Genomic DNA, 24,870 nt, shown 5'->3' with positions numbered 1-24,870 from the left:
CCATCGGCAGGAGGATCAGTTGCCGACGCCGAGGGCGGCCATGAACGCCGGCGGGTAGCGGTCGCCGCGTGCCGAGCCGGCCGGCACCGCCTCCTCGATCCGCGCCAGGTCGTCCGCGGTGAGGTCGACGTCGAGCGCGGGCAGCGCCTCGGCCAGCCGCTCCCGGGTGCGCGCGCCGACCAGCGGCACGACGTCCTCGCCCCGCGCCGCCACCCAGGCGATGGCGAGCTGGGCGACGGTGCAGCCCTTCTCCCCCGCGACCCGGCGCAGCGCCTCGACGAGGGCGAGGTTGTGCTCGACGTTCCCGGCCGTGAACCGCGGGCTGGAGCCCCGCACGTCGCCCGGGGCGGTGGCGCGGTCGGCGGACCAGTGTCCGGAGATGAGGCCGCGGCCGAGGACGCCGTACGCGGTCAGGCCGATGCCCAGTTCCCGCAGCGTGGGCAGGACGTCCGCCTCCACCGCGCGGGAGATCAGGGAGTACTCGATCTGGAGGTCGGCGATCGGGTGGACGGCGTGCGCCCGGCGGATCGTCGCCGCGTCGACCTCCGAGAGGCCGATGTGCCGCACGTGCCCGGCGTCGACCATCTCCTTGATCGCGCCCACCGTCTCCTCGATCGGCACGGCCGGGTCGAGGCGGGCGGGCCGGTAGATGTCGATGTGGTCGGTGCCGAGCCGGGTCAGCGAGTGGGCCAGGAAGTTCCTGACCGCCTCCGGGCGGCAGTCCTGGCCGCCGGGCCTGCCGCCGGGGCGCAGCAGCATGCCGAACTTGACGCTCAGCTGGTAGCTGTCGCGGTCCCGGCCGCGCAGCGCCTCGGCGAGCAGCAGTTCGTTGTGGCCGGCGGCGTAGAAGTCGCCGGTGTCGATCAGGGTGACGCCGGCCTCCAGCGCGGCGTGGACGGTGGCGATGCTCTCCGTACGGTCGGCCGCGCCGTAGGCGCCCGACATGCCCATGGCGCCGAGGCCGATGGCGGAGACCGCGGGGCCGGTGCTGCCGAGGGTCCGTGTCCGCATGGTGTTTCTCCTTCGCGTTCGCTTCCCCACCAGCCTGCGGCCGGGCGGCGGCGTGCGGGAGCGGAGCGTTCATCGTGGGAGCGGCGCTCCCTGGAACGGCGTACGGCCGCGAGGGACCATGGGGTGATGCAACGCGACCAGCTAGCCGACTTCCTGCGCCGCCGCCGCGCGGCGATCGCCCCCGCCGAGGTCGGGATCGCCGGGAACCCGCGCCGCCGCGCCGCCGGCCTGCGCCGGGAGGAGGTGGCGATGCTCGCCGACATCTCGGTCGACTACGTCGTGCGGCTGGAGCAGGGCCGCAGCAGCCGGCCATCCGTCCAGTTGCTCGGCGCGCTGGCCAGGGCGCTGCGGCTGTCCGACGACGAGCGCGCCCATCTGTTCCACCTGGCGGGCCACCGGCCCGCGCCCGCCGAGGGGGTGGCGCGTCTTGCCCGTGCCGGCCTGGTGCGGATGCTCGACCTGCTGGACGGCACGCCCGCCCTCGTGCTGTCCGACCTGGGCGAGGTCCTGGCGCAGAACCGTACGTCGAAGCTGCTGGCGGGCGACCTGACGCGCTTCTCCGGCGACCGGCGGCACATGGTGTACCGGTGGTTCACCGATCCGGCGGCGCGGGCGACCTCCCCGCCCGAGGACCGGGAGCGGCACGGGCGTCAGCTCGTGGCCGACCTGCGCGCGGTGGCCGGGCGCAGGTCGGGCGATCCGGTGGTCATGGGGCTCGTCGAGCGGCTGCGGGCCGCGAGCGACGACTTCCGGCGGCTGTGGGACGCGCACGAGGTGGCGGTCCGGCGGGCCGACAGGAAGACGATCCTGCAGCCGCGGGTGGGCCGCATGGTGATGGACTGCGAGACGCTGGTCACTCCCGACCAGGGGCAGTCGCTGCTCGTGCTGACCCCGGCGGACGCGGAGGCCCGTGAGCGGCTGGAGCTGCTGCGGGTCCTCGGTGTGGAGGAGTTCCCCGCGGGGGCGGGTGGCACGTCCGCGCGGTGAGGCGGCCGTGCCACCGGTGGCCGGGGGTCAGGCGGTGCGGCGCGGCCCGCAGGGCGTGCAGCAGGAGGGCGCGGGTTCGACGCAGATCGTGACGTGGTCGGTGTTGTCGGACGGGTCGGGGTCCAGTTCGTCCGCCCGGACGGTGGCGCGGTTGGTGACGGCTCCGGCGCGGGTGGCCTTGGCCCGCAGGGTCAGGGTGGCGGTGGCGCCTTCGGCGAGGCCGCCGACGGTCCAGCGGCCGGTGTCCGGGTCGTACGCGCCGGCGGACGCGGTCGCCGACAGGAAGGCGAGCCCCTCGGGGAGTTCGTCGGCGACGGTGACGCCGGTCGCGTCGTTCGGCCCGGCGTTGCGGACGGTGATCCGGTAGGTGACGGTCTGGCCGACGGTCACGGTGGTGTCGTCGGCCGACTTCACGACGCTCAGGTCGGCCGCCGGGAGCACCTCGGTGACGGCCTCGCCGGAGGTCGCGGTGAGCTGCTGGGGTTCGTCCCCGAGGCGGTTCTCGTACGTGGCGCTCGCGGTGTTGACGATCTGCCCGCCGGCGTTCTCCAGGCCGATCCTGACCCGGTACTCGACGGTGGTGCCGGCCGGCAGCGTCTCCGTGTTGGGCAGGCTGCCGGGCTCGTCCGCGGTGGCGCCCTCGCCGAGGTGGAAGACCACGCGGTCGCCGGCCTCGTCGAAGTACGCCTGGTCGTCGCCGTCCCGGTCGGTCTTCACGCCGGCGCCGGGGCCGTCGATGACGCGCAGCGAGCCGGGGACGTACGTCGTGCCGTCCGGGACGACGTCGGTCAGTGTCAGGGCCTCGGCCGCGCCGCCGCCCTCGTTCGTCGCCGTGACGCGGTAGGTGATGACGTCGCCGACGCGCAGCGGCCCCTGCGGGATCGCCGTCTTGGTGAGGACGACGAGGGGCGCGGTGCCGAAGAACACGCCGTCCAGGAAGTTGCCGATCCCCTGGTTCCCGCCGGCCGCGGACACGGAGCGGAACGCGAACCGGGTCGTCGTCTGGCCGTCCGGCACGGTGTAGGTGCCGGTGTAGTAGCCCCACTCCGTGTTGCCGTCGGTGAACCGGCGCTGCTCGACCGCCGCGCCCGGCGCGCCGATGTCCAGCGCCATCGTGTCGTCGCCCTGCCGCCCGCGGTGGTACAGCCGCCAGTACAGGGTGGCGCCCGGCGTGGTCGGCAGGTCCTGGTAGAGCGTGGCGACCTGGTTGGCGTTCAGCTCGGCGAACTGGTCGCCCTCGGCGGACGGCACGCCGAGGAACCCGGAGTGCCACAGCTCGATCATGTGGTCGGTGGCCGTGGTGAGCCAGCCGGGGACCCGCTTCGGCGCCTGGGTCTGGGAGGCGTCCGGCAGGATCTCGTAATCGGTGACGACCGGCTGCTCGAAACTGCCGTTGACGAGTGCCACGCGGACCGGGACGGGTGTGCTCACTGCTGCCTCCTTGGAACGAACGCCGCATCGTGGTGCCGGCCGGCCGCGCGTACCGGATCGGCCGTTCCGGCGGGGGAAGCACAGCGCAGGCGGCGGCGCCTGAGAAGTGACCGTGCGTGAGGCCCGGCCAATCCGCGACCGGCGGGTTTGCGGGTGCCCGCGGCGGAGAGCGCGCGGCGTGCCGGGCGGGCGGTCCGCTGCGTCCCGTACGTCCGGGGCGCAGCCGTCCCGGACGTCCCCGCCGTCGCTCCCGTTACGGCCGAAATCCCGTCCGGACACAGGCTCGGGCATCCCCCGCGCAGGTGAACGCGTCGGGTGGTGCGTTGACCCCGGCGCACCGGCGCGCGCGGCCACGCGCGGGCGCGACGGTGTCGCGAGGGGCGGACTCCCGTCGATGATGAGCCGGTCCGGGTGCGTGGTTTGACGCCCCGAATGGATAACCGCTATCTATTGGGTGTTCGCAGAGAGGGTGGCAGGTGCAGGACGTGGTGCTGGCACTGCTGGTCAAGGAGCCGTCGCACGGGTACGACCTGCGCAGGCGGCTGCGCGCGGCGCTCGGACCGCTGGGCGAAGCGCTCAACGCGGGCCAGATCTACGTGACGCTCACCCGGCTGGAGAAGGCCGGCCTCGTCGCCCACGAACGCGACGACGTGCCGGTGCGCGGCCCGCGGCGCAAGGTGTACGCGCCGACCCCCGCGGGGCACGAACGCGCGGTCGCGTGGATGGCGGAGCACGCCGGTCCGCAGCAGGACGTGGCGGAGTTCCACCTGAAGCTCGTCGCCGCGGCCGAGTCGAATCTGGCCGACCCGCTGGCGCTCGTGGCCGGGCGGCGGCGGGAGCTGCTGCGCTCCCTCGCCGAGGCCCAGCGCGCCGCCCTCGCGGCCGGCCCGGAGGCCGGGCTGCTCCTGGAGGGCGTGATGCTCCGGCTCCAGGCCGATCTGCGCTGGCTCGATGCATGCGGGCGGACCTGGTCCGCCCGCGCTGGGAAGGCGGAGGAATGAGCGAAGAGCCACGGGCCGGGCACCGGTCACGGCGGAGGGCCACGGGCAGGAGCACGGGACCGGCGCGCGCGTCCGGCGACGCGCCGGTGCTGCGGACCGTGGGCCTCTCACGGTTGTACGGGGAGCACGACAGCCAGGTGTGGGCCGTCGACGGCGTCGACCTCGCCGTACCGGCCGGGCAGACGCTCGCCGTGACCGGGCCGAGCGGCTGCGGCAAGTCCACGCTGCTCGGGCTGCTCGGCGGCCTCGACCGGCCCACCGACGGCGAGGTCTGGCTCGGCGGCCATCGCATCGACGACCTGCGGGAGCGGGCGCTCGCCGGGCTGCGCCGCCGGACCGTCGGATTCGTCTTCCAGTCGCACCATCTGATGGACGAGCTGACCGCCGCGGAGAACATCCAGCTCCCCGCCCTGCTGGCCGGCACCTCGCCGCGCGCCGCCCGCGTCCGCGCCGCCGGGCTCCTCGAACGGGTCGGGCTCGCGGACCGCGCCAGGCACCTGCCGTCCCAGCTCTCCGGCGGGCAGCGGCAGCGGATCGCCATCGCCCGCGCCCTGGTCAACGAGCCGCTGATCGTCCTCGCCGACGAGCCCACCGGCAACCTCGACACCGCCGCGACCCACGAGATCCTCCGGCTCTTCGGCGAACTGCGCGCCGCCGGCCAGTCCCTCGTCGTGGTCACCCACGACCAGCGCGTCGCGGCCACGGCCGACCGCGTCATATCGATGCGCGACGGGACCCTCGCCGACGACACCCTCCTCGGCGGCGGCGACACGCAACGGCTCGGCACGCTGCTGAACTGGGAGAGCTGACGTGGGTCATGTGCTGCTGATCTGGCGCCTTCTCGTACGCGACCTGCGCCGCCGGCCCGGCGAGGCCGTCATGTTCCTGATCGCCGTCACCGCGGCGACCACGTCCCTGACGGTCGGCCTCGCGGCCGACGACGCCGTCGCGACCTCGTACCTGAAGACCCGCGCGGCCACCGAGGGACCCGACATCACCGTCATCTCGACGACCGACGACCCGTCCGGCCTGGCCGGTCTCATCGCCGACCTGCCCGGCGTGGCCGCACAGGGCGAGCCGGTCTTCGCGTTCCACACCACCGTCGACGCGGGCGGCTGGTCCGCTACCACCTCGGTCGAGGGACGCGAGGACGAACCGGCCGCCGTCGACCGGCCGCTCGTGACGTCCGGGACGTGGGTGAGCCCGGGCGGCGCGGTGCTGGAACGCGGCTTCGCGCAGGCACTCGGCGTGGGCGTCGGCGACGAGGTCACCATCAGCGGACGCGCGTACCCGATCGTCGGCCTCGCGATCAGCGCGGCGACCCCGGTATACCCGCTGAGCGACTGGGCGCAGGGGCCGGGGCCGACCGACTACGGCGGCCGCATATGGCTCACCGCCGAGGACGCGCGCGCGGCGGCTGGCGACACCACCGGCGTGCACCTGATCCACGTGCGCCTGGACGACCCGGGCGCGCCCGGCCTGTGGCGCGACACCGTGTTCACGCCCGAGATCACGGGCGAGTCCTGGATCCACACCCACGTGTGGCAGGGCGTGCTGCAGGACGACGTGAAGCTGATCAGGGGGACGCGGCCCGCCCTCGTCGTCGGCGCCTGGCTGCTGGCCGTGGCCGCGATCGTCACGCTCACCGCGCTGGCCACCGTACGCGCCGGCCGCGACAACCGGCGTGCGGGACTGCTGAAGGCCGTCGGCGCGGGTCCCGGCACGGTCACCGTCGTCCTGCTCGCGCAATACCTGCTGCTGACGGCCCTGGCCACCGGGCTCGGACTGGCCGCCGGCTGCCTCGTCGCACCCGGACTGGCCGACCCGAGCGCCGGGTTGCTGACCACCGCGAGCCCTCCGGACGGCGGCACCGCCCTCGCCGCGGCGATCCTCGCCGCCGTGGTCTCCACGGTGGGCGCGGTGGCGCCCGCCGTGCGCGTCGCGCGTGCCAGCACCGTCGACGCGCTGACGGACCCGGCGCATCTCGTCACGCGCCACCCACGTCTGAACGCCATGACGGCCCACCTGCCGACATCGATGCTGCTCGGCGTCCGGCTGCTGGCCCGCCGACCGGGCCGGGCCGCCCTGGCGGTCGTCGGCACGGCGACGACCGGCCTCATGGTCACGGCGATGCTCGCCTTCCGCACCGAACTCGCCGCTGCCCCCGACCACCAGCGCTTCGGCCCCGTCGACATCCGGACCGACAGCACCGGCGAGACGCTGCTCGGCATCACCCTGGTCCTGGTGGCGCTGTCGACACTCAACGCCGTACTGCTCGGCTGGAGCACCGCCGTACAGGCACGCCGCACCCTGACCGTCTCCCGCACCCTCGGCGCAACGCCCGGCCAGGTCGTATCGGCGCTGTGCGTGACACAACTGCTGCCCGCGATCCTGGGAACGGCGCTGGGCATCCCGGCGGGACTGGTCCTGTACTGGCTGTTCGGGACGACGGTGACACCACCGACATCATGGATGCTCACGGCGGCGGTGACCATCGTGCTGGCGGTGACGGCACTGACAGCACTCCCCGCATGGCTGCACACCCGGAAACCAGCAGGCCACTCCCTGAACACCGACCTGGCATGACGGCACATCGCCCCTCGATCATCACCCCGAACGCGCGGACGACCCGAGGGGCTTGGCCCACCATGCCGCAGCAACCCCCGGCAGGAAGATCCGCTGCTCGTGGGGCGTCAGCCGGACACGCAGATCCGTGACGGCCGGGGAGCCCGCCGCCTTCCACCGGCCGATGGCCTCCTCCACGCGGTCCCAGAGGAGCATCCGCCCGCCCTGCCTGACCGTGTCGCCCGACAGGACGGCGAACGAGCCCGAACCGGGGTGCAGGAGACAGTCGCTCGGAGGCCCGCCGTTCAGGCTGACGCCGCTGATCAGCGACAGGCCGTCGATGCAGTTGTCGATGAGGAAGCGGACCGTCCAGTCGTCCAGGACGTCCGAGGTGAGTCCAGTCCCCCTTCGGACTCCCTCGTCCGCGCCGGGGAGCGTGAGGTCGGCGTCGGGTTCCTCCTGGCGCGCCCGCATGAACGACGCCTCGGAGACGAACGGGCCTTCCGCCGTACCGTCGTCGTGGACGGTGAGCTTCGCGAGACCGGAGGACCACAGCCCGCCCCGGACCGTGGTCAGGACGATGCCGCCGGGTTTCGTCTGGGCCACCCACTCCGGCCGGACGTGCGCGACACCGCAGGTCGCGATGGTGCGATCGTACGGAGCCCGCTCCGCGTGACCATGACGCCCGTCGCCGGTGACGACCGTGACGTGATGACCCAGGGTCCACAGGACGTTGCGCGCCTTGGCCGCAATCGCCGCGTCCGTGTCCACGGTCGTGACATTCTCCGCACCGACCCGGTGGGCGAGCAGGGCGGCGTTGTAGCCGGTGCCGGTCCCGACTTCGAGCACTGTGTCGCCGTCCCGCACGTCGAGGGCTTCCAGCATGTCGACCATGAGCGACGGCAGGGTGGACGAGGACGACGGAAGGCGCGCGATGGTGCCCGTGATGTCCTTCGGCTCGATCACACCGGCGATCTGCGTGACGAGGGATTCATCCGCGTAGCAGGAGGCCAGCCAGGACTCGGCCCGCTCATCGGGCAGCACCGGCGCGTAGGCCGTGGGCGAGGATCCGGGCACGGGCCGGAAGAACCCCGACGAGAGGAACGCGTGTCGCGGCACCTCCTCGACGGCGGCCCGCCACTCCGCCGACCGGAGATGCCCGTCCTCAACCAGCCGCTCGGCAAGCTGCCTCCGCAACCGAGCGGCAACCTTGTCGGTCTCAGCCATGTGTGCTGCCTTTCTCCAACAGGTCGGCGAACGCGGCCACCATGGGGAGGCCCGTCTCATGTTCGAGCCATGCCCATTGCCCGGATGGGTTGCATTCGAGGAAGATCCACGCGTCACGGTCGGTCACAGCGAAGTCGAAGGCGCCGAAGACCAACCCGAAACAGCGAAGATAGGAGAAGAGGGAGGCTCTGATACCGGGTGGGGTGTCCACCACGGTGTAAGTGTTGCGGCCGTAGGATGTCCGCCAGTCGAGAACGTCCGACTCGATCCGGACCGAAAAAACTCTGTCGCCGATCACGGTGGTACGAATGTCAGCCGCCTAGTTGCTGGGCGGTCAGGTGACGGAAGACCGGCATCGACCTCAACGTGCACTCCGTCTGGGCGTTGCTGGCAGCGCACCCCGGCGTACTGGCGGCTGACCCGTGCGCTGCGTCCGAGTTGGCCGACCGGATCGTGCACCTGCTCGACTCCGAGACCACGTCGTCGCGTGCACGACGGGAGCTGGAACAACTGCACTACGGTCTACGGACGAGAACCTGATCACCGGAGAGGACCCCGCGATGGACAAGCAGCACGCCCGAGGTTCGGTCGGCTATCTCATGGAGATGGGCGCGCTCAAGCGCGGTAAGCGCAGCGGTTGGTGGATCGCGGGTGTCAAGGATCCCGAGACGATCGCCGAGCACAGCTTCCGTACCGCCGTCATCGGGTCCGTGCTGGCGATGCTCGAAGGGGCCGATCCGGCGAAGGTGGCTCTGCTGTGCACTTTCCACGACACGCAGGAGACCCGTGTCGGCGATATTCCGTGGATCGGGCGGCGGTATCTCACCGCGGCCAAGAACGAAGACGTGACGGCGGACCAGGTCGCCGACGCACACCCGGCGGTGGCCGCAGGTATCCAGGCGATCGTCAACGAGTACGAGACGGGCGACTCACTCGAGGTGCTCGTCGCCCATGACGCGGACAAGCTGGAATGCATGATCCAGGGGCTGGAATACCTGGAGCAGGGATACCGTAATGCCCAGGAGTGGGTGGACAGCACTCGTGCGAAACTCAAGACCAAGTCGGCCATCGCGCTGGCTGACGCGGCCCAGGATATGTCCTCGGCGGAATGGCAGCGCACGTTCCTCCGGTAGGCGAGGCACGGTGGCACGCGTTGGATGGGCAGCGAGGGTGAGTAGGGGGAACTGTGGCTGACGAGTTGGCGGTTGTGCCGGTGGCGCATGTGGTCGGTGGGCGGGTCGAGCCGACCGATGACTACTGGGGTGGCACGCGGGCGGTCATCCGGATCGACGGAAACCGGTTCACCGAGGGGGCCGTCGTCGGTCTGGAGGCTTTCTCCCACATCGAGGTCGTCTTCCGCTTCCACCTCACCGACCCCTCCGACCTGCACCCCGAACCCCGCCGTCCCAGGGACAATCCCGACTGGCCGGCCGGCGGGATCTTCGCCCACCGGAACATGCGCCGGCAGAACTGGATCGGCGTCTCACGCTGCCGACTGCTGCACATCGACGGCCTCGACCTCCACGTCGAAGATCTCGACGCCGTGGACGGCACACCGGTCCTCGACATCAAGCCCTGGTTCAGCGAGATGGGACCACGCGGAGACGTGCACCAGCCGAACTGGGTCACGGAAATGCTCACGGACTACTACGCACCGACCGAGCAACACCCTCAAGCCTAGGTGCAACGCACGTTATCGACCGGGGACGAAGACATGCTGTGGCCCGGAGCTGCCAGAGCCGTGATGAAGACCGGGGCGGACCGTGAGATCGTCACCGTCTATCCGTACCGGTCGGCCTGTCCCTCGTCCGTGTGGAGATCGCTCATCACGGACGCCGAATCCGAACTGACCTTCGCCGGATACACGAACTATTTCCTCTGGCTCGATCACTCGAACCTCGCGCACGCACTCACCCGCAAGGCCCGCGCGGGCGTCGCGGTGCGGTTTCTCCTCGGCGACCCGGATGCCGACCTGACGCGCCGGCGTGAGGCGGTGGAGCAGACGGCCCTGACCGTCTCGACCCGCATCCGGATCACCCTGGAGCATCTGAACCGACTCTCCGACGTGGGCGGAATCCAGGCGCGGTTCAGCGACCATGAGGGCCACATCAGCCTCTCGGTATTCCGCTTCGACGACCAGATGCTCGTCACCCCGCACCTCGCCAACCTGGTCGGGCACGACTCACCCATGCTGCACCTGCGACGACTCCAGGACGACGGCATGTTCGACCGGTTCGCAACCCACGTGGAAACCCTGTGGGAAGAAGGCCGCCCAATCGATACGCCCGGCATGGGCATGCTGTCCGAACCGTGACGCTGTCCCCTCACGGACCACGCGAAGACGCGCACCGTCCGACGTACGCCCCCGACCGTGATCGCCGGCAAGCCCGCCCGTCGATCCGCGCATCATCGGAGACGCCGCACGCACGGACCGTCACGATCCGCAGGCGCTCAAAAGGGTGTGGCACTACCTGGCGCGATTCAGCGCACCATGTCATTGAGGGGACGTTCCCGGCCGTAAGTGCAAGGGGCCGGGCATCGCCCTCTCCTTCACCCGGCGAGGCGGTAGGCTCAGTCCAGCAACGCCGGAAATGTCAGGGTCCTCGGAGGAGGTACACCATGACCGCCGAGATGGTGGCACCCGCGTGGATGCATACACAGATCAGCGCGGAGCAGTACGACTCCTGGTCCGAGGAACAGTGTGCCGGTATTGAGATCGTGGACGGGATGGTCCTGGTGAGCCCGAGCTCGTCCAAGCGGCACAATCGGCTGGCCCGGATTCTGGCGAATGCCCTGGATGCCGCAGCCGGGCCGGAGTGGAACGCGGACACCGATTTCGATGTCCGTCTGCAGGACGTCCCTCTCATCAACCGCCGCCCGGACGTCGTCGTCTACCGGGCGGACACCATCGACCTCTCCCCCACCCGGCCCGAGCATGTGCTCCTGGTCGCCGAGGTCGTGTCACCCGGCTCCGAGACGACCGACCGGATCGTGAAGGTGGACCAGTACGCCACGGCAGGCATCGCCTTCTACTGGCGTGTCGAGCAGGCCGCCACGGGCGTCCCCCTCGTCTACACCTATGTCCTCGACCCCGCCACCAGGGCCTACCGGGAAGCCGATCTCTTCACCGGTGTGATCAAGGCCGCCGCGCCGTTCCCCGTCACCGTCGATCTGGGACAGCCGGGGGTTGCCGCGTCAGGGTGATCAGGTGTGACTGGCCCTGTGCCAGGCAGGTCAGTTGCCAGCCTGTCTCGCGTGTCAGGCGTTCCGGTTCCGGTGTGATGCCGTGGTAGTGCGCCAGTTCCGGTGCGTGCAGGCGTGCCGCCGCTTCCAGCAGGTTCGCGTACGTGTCCACCGCCGTCCTGCCCCTGCGCCATGCGACCGTCGTCGTCGCCGCCGCGATCAGCAGGCCGGGCCACCACAGCGCGCCCACCGTCACGTACATCACGCCCCAGCCCGCCAGGGTCGCCGCGCGGCGGAACGTCTCGTGGGCCGCGATCAGTTCGGTCCGTGTCGTGTCGGGCGCCACCAGCCACAGGTGCGGCCACACCGTCGCCAGGTCCAGGGCGTACTCGCGCTCCAGGCGGACGGCCGGTGCGTTCATCCGGTCCGCCATCCACGTCGGGCGCGCCGGTGCCTCCAGGGCGATCGTGTCCACGCGGCGGCGGGCCTCGGCCGGGGTCGGTCCCGGTGGCGGGGGTGTGCCGGCCGCGCGGGCGGCGGCCAGGGCGTCCAGGCGCTCCTCGTACGCCGCGCTGCGGGCGTCCCAGCGGCGGCGGCGCGCGGCGGTCAGGCGGTGCGGTGCGGAGGCCGGGGTCAGCCACCAGCGTTCGGCGGCGGAGCCGAGTGCCTGTGCCGCGAGGCCCGCGCCCGCCGCCGCCAGCAGGACCGCGAGGAGGACGAGCGCCGGCCCGCCCGTGCCGTCGAGGCGCGGGGACGCGGCCCACGCGTCGAGCCGGTCGGCGAGCCGGCCCGCGTCGAACGGGTCCGCGTGCCCGAGGGTGTGCCCCGCCGTGAGCGCGGCCAGGAACAGGGCGCCGGGCAGGACGAGGAGGGACAGCCAGCGTTCGGCGAGGTGCTTGCCCAGCTCGGTGAGCAGGCCGCCCACGTCAGAGCCGTTCCCAGCGGAGCGGCAGCCCCGTGAGGGCGCACGCGGGGGGCGAGGCGTGGGCGTGCGTGGCGCGTTCGTGGCGCGAGCAGCCGCCCGTGGGGCACAGGAAGACGACGGACGCCGGGGTGGAGCTCCACGGCGGGAGCGCGAAGCCACGGTTCCCGGCCGGCGGCGGACCGTACGGCAGCCCCGGGGCCTCGCGGTAGGAGATGTCGTCGTACGCGGCGTCCTCGTCCGTGTCGGCGAGGGCGTCGTCCACGGCCCGGAGCGCGGCCGCGCGGTCGGCGTCCGAGCCGTCGCGCACGGCCCGCACCAGGGCGTCGAGGGCGGCCTCGCCCGGCGTGCCGGCCAGCGCGGCGCGGATCTCGTCCAGGTCCTGGCACATGTCGGCGATGCCGGCACGCACCTCCGCCGGGTCACCCGGCGCGGCGTCGGGGATGTCGCTCACACCGCCGACCGTACCGGGCAACCGGCCCGGTACGGAACGGAGTTGCGCGCCGGTCCGCGCTCCCGTACGCCCGCGCCCGACGCGCGTGCGGGGCGCGTCCACGGCGGGACGCGCCCCACGGCAGGGGGGCCGGCGTCAGTGCGACGTGTCGTCGTCACCGCGCCGCGACTCGTCGCGCTTCTGCTTGGCGCGGTCCATCGTCTTCTTCCCCTGCTCCTTGCCGCGCCTCATCATCTCGTCGCGCTTCTCCTTGTCGTTCATCGTCTCCTTGGCGCGCTTCTGCAGGTCCTTCGCCTTGTCCGAGAAACCCATGCTCTCGCTCCTCCGTTGTCGGTGCCCGTCGGTGCGGTCGCCGCCGCGGTCGGGAACACCAGCGTCGCACGTACGGCCATTCGGCGCATGTCGGGCATCAGGGACAGGCCGTGCGCGGTGGCAGGGCGGGGCGGCTGCGGTCCGGGACGTCCTCGTAGCCGGGCGGCTCGGCCGCGGGCGTGCGCTCCAGCAGGTCGAGCGCAACCCGTACGGCCGTCTGCAGCACCATGGGGCGGCCCTCCGCCCAGTCCACCGGGCCGCGCACCGCCTCGATGTCCGGGTCGACGCCGTAGTTCTCGACGCCCCACCCGTACTCGCGGAACCAGGCGGCGTTCATCGGCACGGTGATGTCCGTCCCGTCGCCGAGCTGGTGGTCGCCGGTGATGCCGACGACACCGCCCCAGGTGCGCGTGCCGACGACCGGGCCGAGCCCGAGCAGCCGGAACGCGGCCGTGATCATGTCCCCGTCCGACGAGGTGGCCTCGTCGGCGACGGCGACGACCGGGCCGCGCGGCGCGTTCGACGCGTACGAGACGGGCTGCTCGTTGCGCGTGAGGTCCCAGCCGAGGATGGTGCGGGTCAGCTTCTCCACGACCAGTTCGCTGATGTGGCCGCCCGCGTTGCCCCGCACGTCCACGATCAGCGCGGGCCGGGAGAACTCGAGGCGCAGGTCGCGGTTGAACTGCGCCCAGCCCGAGCCGCCCATGTCGGGGATGTGGACGTATCCGCAGCGCCCGCCGCTCAGTTCGCGGACGACCTCGCGCCGCCGCACCACCCAGTCCTGGTAGCGCAGCGACCGGTCGTCGACCAGCGGGACGACGGCGATACGGCGGCGCGCCCGCGGGTTGTCCTCCTCGGCGAACGTCAGCTCCACGCTGGTGCCGCCGGTGCCGGCCAGCAGCGGCCACGGCCCGGTGACCGGATCGACGGGGCGCCCGCCGACGTGGGTGAGCAGCGAGCCCTCCCGCACGCCGGTGCCGGCGAGCGGGGAGCGGGCGCGCGAGTCGGACGAGTCGCCCGGCAGGACGCGCCGGAGCTGCCACGCGCCGTCCTTGGTGCGGGAGAAGTTGGCGCCGAGGAGGCCCTGGGCGCGGTGGTAGTGCGCCGGTCCCTCGTCGCGGCGGGCCGGGCTGACGTACGCGTGGGAGGTGCCGAGCTCCCCCACCGTCTCGCGCAGCAGGTCGGCGAACTCGTCGGGGCTCGCGACCCGTTCGACGAGCGGCCGGTACTGGTCGAGGACGGCGGACCAGTCGACGCCGGACATGCCGGGGTCCCAGAAGTAGTCGCGGACGATCCGCCCGGCCTCGTCGAACGCCTGACGCCACTCGGCGGCCGGGTCCGCGACATGGACGATGCGCCGCAGGTCGACGGAGACCGTGGAGTCGCTGTCGCCGGACTCGGCGGCGGGTACGGCGCGCAGGCTGTCGTCCTCGCTGACGACGAGCCGGGTACCGTCACCGCTGACGGCGAACCAGTCGACGTCGTCGGTGAGTTCGGTGCGCTTCGCCTTGGCGAGGTCGAAGTGTTCGAGGGTGGGCCTGCCCGAGGTGTCGTCGGGGTTGACGAACGTCTCGCCGAGCGCGCCGGAGATCGGCCAGCGCAGCCACACGAGGCCGCCGCCCGCCACCGGCCGCAGCGACGAGTACTTGGACGCGGCCACCGGGAACGGCGTCACGCGGCTGCCGAGCCCGTCCGCCTCGACGTGCACGGTGCCGTCCTCGTTGCCCGTGTCGTCGGGGTCGAGGCCGCCGGCGGCGGGGCGGCCCTCGGGCGTGATGGCGAACGGCGAGCGCGTCGCGGACGACAGCGGCACGAGGTACGGGCGGCAGCCGAGCGGGAACGACAGGTCGCCGGTGTGGACGTCGTAGACCGGGTCGAAGCCGCGCCAGGACAGGAACGCGAGGTAGCGGCCGTCGCTCGTGAAGACGGGCTCCTCGTCCTCGAACCGGCCGTCGGTGACGTCCAGGACGGTCCGGTCGCCGGGCGCCAGCTTCACGATCTTGATCTGGGTGAGGGAGCGGCCGACGCCGGGCTGTGCCCAGGCGAGCCACTGGGAGTCGGGGGAGAACGCGAGGTCGCGGACCGGGCCGTTCACGGAGCGGATGACCTCGACGACGTCCTCGGCGACCTCGCCCGCGTCCACGCCGCCAGCCGCCTCCCCGGCGGTCTCCTCCGTGGTCTCCTCGATGGTCTCCTCGATGGTCTCCCCGGTGGTCTCCCCGGCCTCCTCCGCCGCCTCGTCCGCCGGCACCCGGACGATCAGCAGCCGCCCGTCGTGCGCCGCGACCGCGAGGGTGGTCCCGTCGGGCGAGGCGACCATCTCCCGCGCACGCCCGAGCGCGCCCCCCGCGATCCGCACGGGATCCCGCCCGCCGCTCGCGCGCGGCAGGTGGGCGATCTCGATGGCGTCCTCGCCGTCCGCGTCCGTGAGGTACGCCACGCGCCCGGTGTCGCCGAGCATCTCGGGCAGCCGGACGCGCACCCCGCTCTCCGTGGTGAGGGCGCGCGCGGGGCCGTCGCGGTGCGTGAGCCAGTACAGGGCGCCGCGTACGCACACGGCGCTGGCCCGGCCCGTCGTGTCGACGGCGAGCGAGTCGATGTGTCCCGCGGTCCGCACCTGGTACGGCCGCCGCCCGGTGCGCGGCCCGTCGAGGCGGATCGGGAGGCGGCGGGGCCGCGAGTCGGGGGTGAGCGCGTCCACGACCCACAGGTCGCCCGCGCACTGGTAGATCACGCGCCGCCCGTCGGTCGAGGCGTGGCGGGCGTAGAACGCGTCGTGGTCGGTGTGCCGCCACAGCTCGGTGCCGTCGGGGCGGCAGGAGTAGAGGTTCGCGACGCCCTCGTGGTCGGAGAGGAACGCGACCCGGCCGTCGACGAGCATCGGGCTGTCGACGTGCCCGCCGAGACCGGCCGCGATGCGCGTGCCGTGGTACCAGAGCTTGCCGGTGGCGCCGCCCCGGTAGCGCTTCCACACGGCCGGCTCGTGCGGGGCCTTGCCGGTGAGCAGCAGGGTCCTGCGGTCGCCGCCGCCCCCGGTGACCGCGATGTCGGCGACCGGCCCCCACGGGAGCTGGTCGCCGGGGCCGCCGGTGAGCGGCACGGTGTACGCCCAGGTGAAGTAGGTGAACGGCTGCCCGTGCGAGCCGACCGCGAGGATCCGGCTCTCGCCGGCCGCGTCGGGCGGGGTCCAGCCGCAGACGCGGGTGTCGTAGGACGCCCAGTGGGTGAGCTGGCGGGCCGGGCCGCCGCCCTCGACGGCCGTGACGTGGATCTCGGGGTCGTGCGTGCGCCAGCTCGTGAACGCGATGTGACGCCCGTCCGGCGAGAACCTCGGCGGGCCCAGACGCGTACGATCGACGGTGAGCCGCCAGGCGCGTGCGGGCGCCTTGTGGCCGGGGCTCGGCAAGGGTGCCAGCCAGAGATCGTCCTCGGCGACGAAGCACACCGCGTCCCCGTGCAGATGGGGGAAGCGGAGATATCCGCCTGATTCGGGTCCGCCCTCCCGGGCAGCCGTGGAGGACGGGACGGATGAGTGGGATGAGTGGCTCACGGGTCCATGCTTCGGCTCCCCGGGGGGCGGCAAGTCCTCCTCGCGCCGCGCCTGTGATTCCAGTCACAAAGCCTTGCGGCGGCTCATCCCCACACCGGCGGAAGGGCGTCCCACGGGGTGAGCCGACGGCCTCGTGCCCGGCTCTCCCGCCTCCCGCGCAGGACCTTACGACCACACGACACACGACATCCGGACAGGAGACCCTGCCCCGTGGCTACGTTTCTGTACAAACTCGGCCGCCTGTGCTTCAGGCGCCGCTGGTGGGTCGGCCTGGCCTGGCTGGCGGCCCTCGTGGCGATCGGCTTCGGCGCCGCCACGGCCGGCGACCCGCCGGAGGACACCTTCGAGCTGCCCGGCACCGAGGGCCAGCAGGCCATGGACATCCTCAACGAGGAGTTCCCGCAGGCCAGCATGGAGAACATGGAGGGCCGCATAGTCTTCCGTGCCCCCGACGGCCAGGAGATAACCGCCTCCCTGAACCAGTCCGCCGTCGAGGACACGCTCGACGCGATGCGTGACGCCGAGCACGTCACGAACGTCAGCGACCCGTTCGACGAGAACAACCCGACCGTCAGCCCCGACGCCTCGACCACCTACGCCACCGTCGAGTACGACGTGAAGGACTCGGCGGTCGACGAGGCCATGCACGAAGAGCTGATGGACGCGATGGAGCTCGCGCGCGACCAGGGGCTCACCGTCGAGGCGTCCGGCTCCGTGGCCATGGGGCCGATGGAGATGGGCGGCGGCGAGATGATCGGCGTCCTCGTGGCGGCGATCGTGCTGTTCATCACCTTCGGCGCGCTGGTCGCGGCCGGTCTGCCGCTGCTGACCGCGCTGATCGGTGTGGCCGCCGGGTCGCTCGGCATCGCCGCGCTGAGCGCGACGCTCGGCCTGTCCGAGATGACCGGCATCCTGGCGACGATGATCGGCCTCGCCGTCGGCATCGACTACGCGCTGTTCATCGTCTCCCGGTACCGCGCGGAGCTGATGGCGGGCCACAGCCGTGAGGAGGCCGCGGGCCGCGCGGCGGGCACCGCCGGTTCCGCCGTCGTCTTCGCCGGCCTCACCGTCGTCATCGCCCTGTCCGGCCTCGCCATCGTCAACATCCCGCTGCTCACGAAGATGGGCCTCGCGGCCGCCGCGACCGTGGTCATCGCGGTGCTGATCGCGCTGACGCTGGTGCCCGCCGCTCTCGGCATGGTCGGCAAGCTGGTCTTCGGCCGCCGCCAGCGCCGCCAGAACCCGGAGACGGGTGTCCCCTCCGCGCTGCAGAAGAACGGCAAGGAGAACATGGGCTCCCGCTGGGCGCGCGCCGTCCTGCGCCGCCCCGGCGTGGTCCTCGTGACCGCGATCCTCGGCATGGGCGTCCTCGCGGTGCCCGTCGCCAGCATGGAGCTCGGCCTGCCCGACGACGGCGTGCAGCCGGAGGACACGACGCAGCGCAAGGCGTACGACATGCTGAGCGAGGGCTTCGGCGCCGGCTTCAACGGCCCGCTGGTCGTCGTCCTCGACGGCGGCGACGGTGTCGACATCCAGGCCGCCGGCCAGGAGCTGGCCGAACGTCTCGAGGGCTACGAGGACGTGGTGGCCACCGGCCCCGCCATCCCGAACGAGACGGGCACCGTCGCGACCGTGTCGGTCTTCCCCGAGTCCGGGCCGTCCAGCCAGGAGACCACCGACCTGGTGGCCGACCTGCGGGGCGACTTCGCCGACGACTTCGAGGAGGCCACCGGCGCGCACATGCTGATCTCCGGCCAGACCGCCATCCAGAGCGACTTCTCGAAGGTCATGACGGAGGCGCTCGTCCCGTACCTGATCCTGGTCGTGGGCCTGGCGTTCGTGCTGCTGATCCTCGTCTTCCGGTCGATCCTGGTGCCGCTGAAGGCCGCGCTCGGCTTCCTGCTGTCCGTGCTGGCCGCGCTCGGCGTGGTCGTCGCGGTGTTCCAGTGGGGCTGGGCCGCGAGCCTCATCGGGGTCGAGGAGACCAGCCCGATCATGAGCATGATGCCGATCTTCATGGTCGGTGTGATCTTCGGTCTGGCGATGGACTACGAGGTCTTCCTCGTGACCCGCATCCGCGAGGCGCACGTCCACGGCGAGGACGCGCACCAGACCGTCGTCACCGGGTTCAACCTGAACGCGCGCGTCGTCACCGCCGCGGCGATCATCATGATCAGCGTGTTCGGTGCCTTCGCTGCGGTCTCCGGCGAGGCCATGGTGAAGATGATGGGCCTCGGCATGGCGGTCGCCGTCCTGCTGGACGCGTTCGTCGTCCGCATGACGATCGTGCCCGCCGTCCTCGGCCTCATCGGGGAACGCGCCTGGTGGCTGCCGAAGTGGCTGGACCGCATCCTGCCGAACGTGGACGTGGAGGGCGAGTCCCTGGAGAAGTACCTCCAGCAGCAGGGCAAGGGCCGCGACGCCGTGACGCGCGAACGGGAGACCGCGTCCGTCGGCTGAACCGACCCCGGCCCGAGGGCCGCACACCGGGTGTCGTCGTGAGGGAGCCCGGCCCCGCCACCGCGCGGGGCCGGGCTCCCGGCCGTCCGCTCCCGTTCCGGCAGATGTCACACAGGCGCTCTTGCGAGGTCTTCGCAAGAGCGCTTTAGTATCGAACGGAAGTCGAACTGAGGGTGGGCCACAGAGAGCGAGACCGGCATGCATGTCCCCGACGGATTCCTGAACGCGCCCGTGTCCGTGGCGACCGGAGTCGTCGCGGCGGGCGCCGTCGCCGTGTCGCTGCGCGGGGCGCGCCGTGAGCTGGACGAGCGCACCGCGCCGCTCGCCGGCCTGGTCGCCGCGTTCATCTTCGCCGTCCAGATGCTCAACTTCCCCGTGGCGGCCGGCACCAGCGGCCATCTGCTGGGCGGCGCGCTCGCCACGGTCCTGGTCGGCCCGTACACCGGCGTGCTGTGCCTGTCGGTGGTCCTCCTGCTGCAGGGGCTGCTGTTCGCGGACGGCGGGCTGACGGCCCTCGGCACGAACATCACGCTCATGGGCGTCGTCACCTGCGTCGTCGCCCACGTCGTGTTCCAGGGCCTGCTGCGCGTCCTGCCCCGGCGCGGCGGCGCGCGCGGGCCGGTCGCGGTCGCCACGTTCGCCGCCGCGTTCCTGTCCGTGCCCGTCGCGGCGCTCGGCTTCACCGGGCTGTACGCGATCGGCGGCACGGCGGACGTGGCGATCGGCCGCGTCCTCGCCGCCATGGTGGGCGTGCACCTCCTCATCGGCCTCGGCGAGGCCGTGATCACGACCGCCACGGTCGGCGCGGTCCTCGCGGTGCGGCCCGACCTCGTGCACTCGGCCGCGTCCGTCGTCCGCCCGGCCCTGGTCCTGCGGGACGCCTCGGGCGCCGAGCTGCCCGCGCCCGCCGCGGCCCCCGCGCGGCAGGACACCGCGCCCGCCGGCCGCGGCCGTCCGCTGCGCCCGCTGTGGCTCACGGGCCTCGCCGTCGCCGTCGTCCTCGCCGCGTTCGTCAGCTTCTACGCCTCCGCGTCGCCCGACGGCCTGGAGAAGGTCGCGGGCGACGAGGGCATCTCGGCCGAGGAGAAGGAGCACGGCCTCGCCGACTCCCCGCTCGCCGACTACGGCGTCAAGGACATCGACAACGCCCGCCTGTCCACCGGACTCGCCGGCGCGGCCGGTGTCGCCGTGACCCTCGCCCTCGGCTCCGGGGTCTTCCTCGCCGTCCGCCGCCGCACCGGGCGTGCTCCCGACGCCGGCCCCGGCGCCGTTCCCGCCCCGTCCGACGGGCAGCGGACGACCGCCGCCCGATGAGCGGCCCCGCCGGCCACGGCCCCGCCGCCGGGCTGTACCGCCCCGGCGACACCCCCGTGCACCGCCTCCCCGCGCACTGCAAGCTGCCGGCCGTCCTGGCGTTCGTCCTCGTCGTGGTCGCGACACCGCGGGAGGCGGTGTGGGCGTTCGGCGTGTACGCCCTGTTCCTCGCCGCCGTGGCGGCGCTCGCGCGGCTGCCCGCCGGGTTCGTCCTGCGGCGGCTGCTGATCGAGACCCCGTTCGTTGCCTTCGCCGTCCTGCTGCCGTTCATCGCCTCCGGGCCGCGCGTCGAGTGGCTCGGCCTGTCGCTGAGCGAGTCGGGCCTGTGGGGCGCGTGGAACGTCCTCGCCAAGGGCACCCTCGGCGTCGCCGCCTCCGTGCTGCTCGCCGCCACGACCGAGCTGCGCGACGTGCTGCGCGGCCTGCAGCGCCTGCGCATGCCGCCGCTGCTCGTGCAGATCGCGTCGTTCATGCTGCGCTACGCCGACGTGATCTCCGGCGAGCTGGCCCGCATGCGCGTCGCCCGCGCCTCCCGGGGCTTCACGGCCCGCGGCCCGCGGCACTGGGGCATCCTCGCCAAGACGGCGGGCGCCCTGTTCATCCGCACCTACGAGCGCGGGGAGCGGGTCCATCTGGCGATGCTCAGCCGCGGCTACACGGGCAGCATGCCCGTCATCGACCGGCTCACCGCCACCCGCGCGCAGTGGGCGTACGCCGCCGCCCTCCCCCTGCCGGCGTGCGTCGTGTGTGTGCTGGGATGGACGCTGTGACGAGCACTCCCGACGGCACTCCCCCGCCGCCCTCGCTCGACGTCGAGGGCCTCGCCTACGCCTACCCGGACGGGCACCAGGCGCTGTTCGGCGTGGACCTGACGGTGCGGCGCGGCGAGCGCGTCGCCCTCCTCGGGCCGAACGGCGCGGGCAAGACCACCCTCGTCCTGCACCTCAACGGCATCCTGACGGCCGGCGCCGGCACCGTCAGCGTCGCCGGGCTGCCGGTCCGGCGGGACACCCTGGCCGAGGTCAGGCGGCGGGTCGGCATCGTCTTCCAGGACCCGGACGACCAGCTCTTCATGCCGACGGTGCGGGAGGACGTGGCGTTCGGCCCGGCGAACGCGGGCCTGCGCGGCGCCGAACTCGACGCGTGCGTGACGCGCGCGCTGGAGCGCGTCGGGATGGCGGAGTACGCGGACCGGCCACCGCACCACCTGTCGTTCGGGCAGCGCCGCCGTGTCGCGGTGGCGACGGTCCTCGCGATGGACCCGGAGATCCTCGTCCTCGACGAGCCGTCGGCCAACCTGGATCCGGCCGCCCGCCGCGACCTGGCGGAGATCCTGCTGTCCCTCGGCCTGACCGTCCTGATGGTGACGCACGACCTGCCGTACGCCCTGGAGCTGTGCCCGCGGTCCGTCATCCTGAGCGGCGGTGTCATCGCGGCGGACGGCCCGACGCCGGAGCTGCTGTCCGACGACGGGCTGCTGTCCCGGCACCGGCTGGAGCTGCCCTTCGGATTCGACCCGCGCGCCGCCCGCCGCTGAGCGGGCGGCACGCCTCACGCCACGCCGGCCCGCCCGGCGACGGCCGCGACATGCCGGGTTAGCGCGCCGCGCGCGTCCGGGGTGAGCGAGGCGAGGGCCACCATGCCGGTGAGGATCACGTCACACACCTCGGCGGTGACGTCGTCCCAAGTGTGGCTGCGGCCCCATGGCGCCCTGAACGGCCTCGGCCACCTCACCCGCCTCCTCCGTGATCTTGAGGAGGCGCAGCAGCCGCGTCACCTCGGGCGGGGCCGGCGCGGTCCGCGCGTCGTGCGCGTCGAGCCGGGCCACGAGCCGTTCGACCCGTGCCCAGACCTCGTCCCACTCGCCGCCCGCGCCCGGCACGGCCGCCGTCAGCCGTCGGCCCGCAGGACGTCGGCGACGATCGGTCCCGCGTTGTCGCCGCCGTGGCCGGACTCGGGGACGAGTGCGGCGGCGGCGAGATCGCCCTGGTAGGCGGTGAACCAGGCGTTCGGCTTGTCCTGGCCGTCGACCTCGGCGGAGCCCGTCTTGCCGCCGATGTCGCCGCCGAGCCCGGCGAGCGCCGCGGCGGCGGTGCCGTTGGTGGCGGTGCGGTTCATCAGGGCGCGCAGCTCCTGCGCCGTCGAGCCGTCCAGGGAGCGCGGGGCGGTGGCCAGCTCGCGGGGCGCGAAGTCCGTGGAGACCAGGTAGGGCTGGCGGAAGACGCCGCTCTGCACGGTGGCGGAGACGGAGGCCATGTTGAGCGGGTTCATGCGGACGCCGCCCTGCCCGATGAGGGAGGCCGCCATCTGCGCGTCGGACTGCGTGGGGACCTGCCCGTCCATCGAGGGGACGCCGATCGACCAGGTGAGGCCGAGGCCGAAGTAGTCGCGGGCCTGGTTGCCGAGGTCGTCGTCGGCCAGCTCGGGGGCCTGGCTGATGAAGGCGGTGTTGCAGGAGGCGGCGAAGCTGTCGGCGAACGTGCCGCCCTCGATCTCGAACTCGTCCAGGTTCTGGAAGCGCCAGCCGCCGACCTCGAAGTACTGGGGGCACGGGTGGGGCTCGTCCGCCGCGGCGAGGCCGCGGTCGATCAGCAGCGACGCGGTGACGATCTTGAACGTGGAGCCGGGCGCGTAGCTGCCCTCGAAGGCCAGGTTCATGCCGTCGGCCGGGGAGTTCGCCACGGCGCGGATGGCGCCGGTGCTCGGCTGGACGGCGACGACGGCGGCGGTCGACCGGTCGGCGACGGCCGCCTCGGCCGCCTGCTGGAGCGCCGGGTCGATGGTCGTCGGGATCTCGCCGGGGACGGGCTCGGCCAGCGTCAGCAGGGACTCCACCGTCTCCCCCGCGATGTCCACGATGCGCAGCTCGGCGCCGGTCGAGCCGCCAGCGGGGTCGGTCGTGCCGTACCGCTCGGCCAGCTCGTCGATGATCGGCGCGAGGGTGGGGTGGTCGTCGGCGGTGAGGACACCGCCGTCCGCGTCGAGGACGTCCGCCGGCGCGGCCTCGGCGACCGGGCCGACCTCGATGTCCAGGCCGTCGCCCAGCGCAGGGTGGAGGACCGCCGGCCGCCACGCGACGACGGCCTCGCCGGACCCGGCGTCGCGCACCACTTCCAGGCGGGAGGTGTACTCCCACGCGGCCGGCTCGATCCGGTCGTCGTCCGGGGCCGAGACGGTCGCGGCGACGGAGAACGGCACCTCGGCACCCTCGGGCGCGGCCGGTTCGAACACCGCGTCGGCGAAGCCGGTGCTGTCGCTCAGCGCCTCCAGGGCCGCGCGGGCGGCCTCCGGGTCGTCGGTCAGTGCCGCGGCGGCGGCCGCGTCGCCCCGCGCCCAGGCGTCGAGGAACGCGGCGGACGCCTGCGTGATCTCCTCGGCCGTCGGCGGTTCGAGGTCCTCGGTGGCCTCGCCGCCGGCCGGGCCGCCGTCGGTCGTGGCCGACGCCGGGGCCTGGTCGTCGCCGTCGTCGCCCAGGAGGCTGTAGGCCCCGAACCCGACCAGCGCGACGACCGCCGCGCTCGTCCCGGCGATGACCGCGATCCGCTGTCCGTTCCGCATAGCTGCTGCCCCGCCCCTGCCCCTGGCCACTGGCGCCCTGCCCCTGGAAAGTCCCGCTCCTCGGCGGCACCGCCGCAGCATAACCGGTGGGTCGGGCATTCCGGACGGCAGCCCCCCGTCACGTTCACGTCACGGTGCGGAATCGGTGGAGCCGACCGTCGCACCGCCGTCACGTGCGGTGACGCATCGGCGTGCCGGGGCGTGTGAGAGGTATGCACCGGTTTTCGCCCGGAGCGGCCCATGGCGTGGAGAACCTGTCGAGGAGGCGCGCAAGCATCGCCACGCGCCCCTGACGTGCGCGGGTGCACGGACGCACGCAGATGGCGCGGCGGGCGCCCGGGACATCCCCGGGCGGCGAGATTTACGTCACAGTCACGGGGGCGCCCGCCCCTGCCGCCGAGGGCGGTGGGCGGCCCGTACGGCCTGCGGCGATGCCCGCGCCGGGGGCGGGTCGCAGGCCCCGTTCGCCGTGCGCTGACGCCGGATCAGCTGGGTACCGGACCGCACGTCAGGCGTGGCGGACAGCCGTTCGGACAGGACGTCACGCCGCTGCTCACGGAGCCGGGTTGGCGTCCGCCGGGTGGCGGACCCCCCTTCCGCGCACGCGCCGCGTCTGGAAGGGTACGGATCTGTTGCAGGCCCCGGCCGGGGCCGTGCGGGCCGTTCCGGCGACCGCGCGGCGCACCGGGGCCGCCGGTAGTCTGCGCCAGGCTTCCTGACCCGCTTCCTGCGATGGACTGTTCTCTGATGACCACCACTGTGATCGACAGGCCCCTGCCCCACGCCTGCGGTGTCCCGCCGAGAGGCCGGGGGCGGTGGTCGGCCGGTGCGGACACGGTCGCGCGGGAGAAAAGGCGGGCCGCACCGCCGCGATGACGCGCCGCCGCCCGCCCCG

At 73.1% G+C, this 24,870-nt stretch carries 21 protein-coding genes and 2 pseudogenes; 13 read left to right on the top strand and 10 right to left on the bottom strand.

Annotated elements, in window-relative coordinates; all coding sequences use genetic code 11:
* Window positions 1–15 precede the first annotated feature (15 nt).
* Window positions 16–1,011: an aldo/keto reductase gene (locus tag EMA09_RS18530; RefSeq protein ID WP_129842130.1), complete on the bottom strand. Its 996-nt coding sequence runs from the start codon at window positions 1,009–1,011 to the stop codon at window positions 16–18.
* Window positions 1,012–1,137: 126 nt separating this feature from the next.
* Here EMA09_RS18530 and EMA09_RS18525 point away from each other — a divergent pair, with 126 nt between their 5' ends.
* On the top strand, window positions 1,138–1,998 hold the full coding sequence (locus EMA09_RS18525; RefSeq protein WP_129842129.1) for a helix-turn-helix transcriptional regulator: 861 nt from the start codon (window positions 1,138–1,140) through the stop codon (window positions 1,996–1,998).
* Window positions 1,999–2,025: 27 nt separating this feature from the next.
* Here EMA09_RS18525 and EMA09_RS18520 read toward each other — a convergent pair whose 3' ends face one another.
* The gene (locus EMA09_RS18520; protein ID WP_206305967.1) at window positions 2,026–3,429 is read right to left on the bottom strand and encodes an isopeptide-forming domain-containing fimbrial protein; all 1,404 of its coding nucleotides are present in this window, start codon (window positions 3,427–3,429) and stop codon (window positions 2,026–2,028) included.
* A gap of 485 nt (window positions 3,430–3,914) precedes the next feature.
* On the opposite strand from EMA09_RS18520, the gene EMA09_RS18515 reads away from it, so the two are divergent.
* The 3 genes from EMA09_RS18515 to EMA09_RS18505 are packed head-to-tail and all read left to right on the top strand — an operon-like array spanning window position 3,915 to window position 7,016.
* Window positions 3,915–4,430 (top strand): PadR family transcriptional regulator, encoded by a 516-nt coding sequence (locus tag EMA09_RS18515; RefSeq protein ID WP_240796464.1) that lies wholly within the window; start codon window positions 3,915–3,917, stop codon window positions 4,428–4,430.
* Window positions 4,427–5,239: an ABC transporter ATP-binding protein gene (locus EMA09_RS18510; protein WP_129842126.1), complete on the top strand. Its 813-nt coding sequence runs from the start codon at window positions 4,427–4,429 to the stop codon at window positions 5,237–5,239. The genes EMA09_RS18515 and EMA09_RS18510 overlap by 4 nt, the downstream gene beginning before the upstream one ends.
* A 1-nt stretch (window position 5,240) precedes the next feature.
* Entirely contained in the window at window positions 5,241–7,016 is a 1,776-nt protein-coding gene (locus EMA09_RS18505) for an ABC transporter permease (RefSeq protein WP_129842125.1), read from the top strand.
* Window positions 7,017–7,037: 21 nt separating this feature from the next.
* Here EMA09_RS18505 and tgmC read toward each other — a convergent pair whose 3' ends face one another.
* Together tgmC and EMA09_RS18495 are read right to left on the bottom strand one after the other, a co-directional pair.
* Window positions 7,038–8,222 carry an ATP-grasp peptide maturase system methyltransferase gene (gene tgmC / locus EMA09_RS18500; RefSeq protein WP_168220761.1) on the bottom strand — a complete coding sequence of 395 codons (1,185 nt, stop codon included), beginning with the start codon at window positions 8,220–8,222 and terminating at the stop codon, window positions 7,038–7,040.
* Complete coding sequence (locus tag EMA09_RS18495) at window positions 8,215–8,520, bottom strand: hypothetical protein (protein WP_346655839.1); 306 nt, start codon at window positions 8,518–8,520, stop codon at window positions 8,215–8,217. The genes tgmC and EMA09_RS18495 overlap by 8 nt, the downstream gene beginning before the upstream one ends.
* A 262-nt stretch (window positions 8,521–8,782) precedes the next feature.
* Here EMA09_RS18495 and EMA09_RS18490 point away from each other — a divergent pair, with 262 nt between their 5' ends.
* The 5 genes and pseudogenes from EMA09_RS18490 (at window position 8,783) to EMA09_RS18470 (ending at window position 11,426) form a co-directional block, all read left to right on the top strand.
* Complete coding sequence (locus tag EMA09_RS18490) at window positions 8,783–9,355, top strand: HD domain-containing protein (protein ID WP_129842122.1); 573 nt, start codon at window positions 8,783–8,785, stop codon at window positions 9,353–9,355.
* Between the two features lie 53 nt (window positions 9,356–9,408).
* Window positions 9,409–9,903, top strand: coding sequence for an SAM-dependent methyltransferase (locus EMA09_RS18485; protein WP_129842121.1), 495 nt, complete (start codon window positions 9,409–9,411; stop codon window positions 9,901–9,903).
* 63 nt (window positions 9,904–9,966) lie between these two features.
* Window positions 9,967–10,536, top strand: a complete 570-nt coding sequence (locus EMA09_RS18480; protein WP_346655870.1) for a hypothetical protein — start codon at window positions 9,967–9,969, stop codon at window positions 10,534–10,536.
* 79 nt (window positions 10,537–10,615) lie between these two features.
* Window positions 10,616–10,723, top strand: a pseudogene (locus tag EMA09_RS29040) (DUF3626 domain-containing protein); the annotation flags it as partial.
* A 118-nt stretch (window positions 10,724–10,841) separates the two neighbouring features.
* On the top strand, window positions 10,842–11,426 hold the full coding sequence (locus EMA09_RS18470) for a Uma2 family endonuclease (protein WP_129842119.1): 585 nt from the start codon (window positions 10,842–10,844) through the stop codon (window positions 11,424–11,426).
* On the opposite strand, the gene EMA09_RS18465 is transcribed toward EMA09_RS18470, so the two are convergent.
* The 4 genes from EMA09_RS18465 to EMA09_RS18455 form a co-directional block, all read right to left on the bottom strand.
* Entirely contained in the window at window positions 11,383–12,330 is a 948-nt protein-coding gene (locus tag EMA09_RS18465; RefSeq protein ID WP_129842118.1) for a hypothetical protein, read from the bottom strand. The genes EMA09_RS18470 and EMA09_RS18465 overlap by 44 nt on opposite strands.
* Before the next feature lies 1 nt (window position 12,331).
* Complete coding sequence (locus tag EMA09_RS18460; RefSeq protein ID WP_129842117.1) at window positions 12,332–12,781, bottom strand: hypothetical protein; 450 nt, start codon at window positions 12,779–12,781, stop codon at window positions 12,332–12,334.
* A gap of 135 nt (window positions 12,782–12,916) precedes the next feature.
* Complete coding sequence (locus tag EMA09_RS28435) at window positions 12,917–13,093, bottom strand: hypothetical protein (protein WP_168220760.1); 177 nt, start codon at window positions 13,091–13,093, stop codon at window positions 12,917–12,919.
* A gap of 97 nt (window positions 13,094–13,190) precedes the next feature.
* A complete protein-coding gene (locus EMA09_RS18455; RefSeq protein ID WP_240796689.1) occupies window positions 13,191–16,553 on the bottom strand; it encodes a S41 family peptidase in 3,363 nt (1,120 codons plus the stop codon).
* Window positions 16,554–16,853: 300 nt separating this feature from the next.
* Between EMA09_RS18455 and EMA09_RS18450 the strand changes: the two genes are divergently transcribed.
* The 4 genes from EMA09_RS18450 (at window position 16,854) to EMA09_RS18435 (ending at window position 21,954) form a co-directional block, all read left to right on the top strand.
* A complete protein-coding gene (locus EMA09_RS18450) occupies window positions 16,854–19,103 on the top strand; it encodes an MMPL family transporter (protein WP_129842115.1) in 2,250 nt (749 codons plus the stop codon).
* Between the two features lie 198 nt (window positions 19,104–19,301).
* Window positions 19,302–20,417 (top strand): energy-coupling factor ABC transporter permease, encoded by a 1,116-nt coding sequence (locus tag EMA09_RS18445; protein WP_129842114.1) that lies wholly within the window; start codon window positions 19,302–19,304, stop codon window positions 20,415–20,417.
* Entirely contained in the window at window positions 20,414–21,187 is a 774-nt protein-coding gene (gene cbiQ, locus EMA09_RS18440) for a cobalt ECF transporter T component CbiQ (RefSeq protein WP_129842113.1), read from the top strand. Before EMA09_RS18445 ends, cbiQ begins: the two co-directional genes overlap by 4 nt.
* The gene (locus EMA09_RS18435) at window positions 21,175–21,954 is read left to right on the top strand and encodes an ABC transporter ATP-binding protein (RefSeq protein WP_129842112.1); all 780 of its coding nucleotides are present in this window, start codon (window positions 21,175–21,177) and stop codon (window positions 21,952–21,954) included. Before cbiQ ends, EMA09_RS18435 begins: the two co-directional genes overlap by 13 nt.
* Window positions 21,955–21,968: 14 nt before the next feature.
* On the opposite strand, the pseudogene EMA09_RS18430 reads toward EMA09_RS18435, so the two are convergent.
* Window positions 21,969–22,245: pseudogene (locus EMA09_RS18430) on the bottom strand (MazG-like family protein).
* 62 nt (window positions 22,246–22,307) lie between these two features.
* Window positions 22,308–23,975, bottom strand: a complete 1,668-nt coding sequence (locus EMA09_RS18425) for a penicillin-binding transpeptidase domain-containing protein (protein ID WP_206305966.1) — start codon at window positions 23,973–23,975, stop codon at window positions 22,308–22,310.
* Window positions 23,976–24,870: the final 895 nt, after the last annotated feature.

Source organism: Streptomyces sp. RFCAC02 (assembly GCF_004193175.1).
GTDB lineage: Bacteria > Actinomycetota > Actinomycetes > Streptomycetales > Streptomycetaceae > Streptomyces.
Note: the sequence above shows the minus strand (reverse complement) of the source record. Positions and strands in the feature narration are given on the sequence as shown.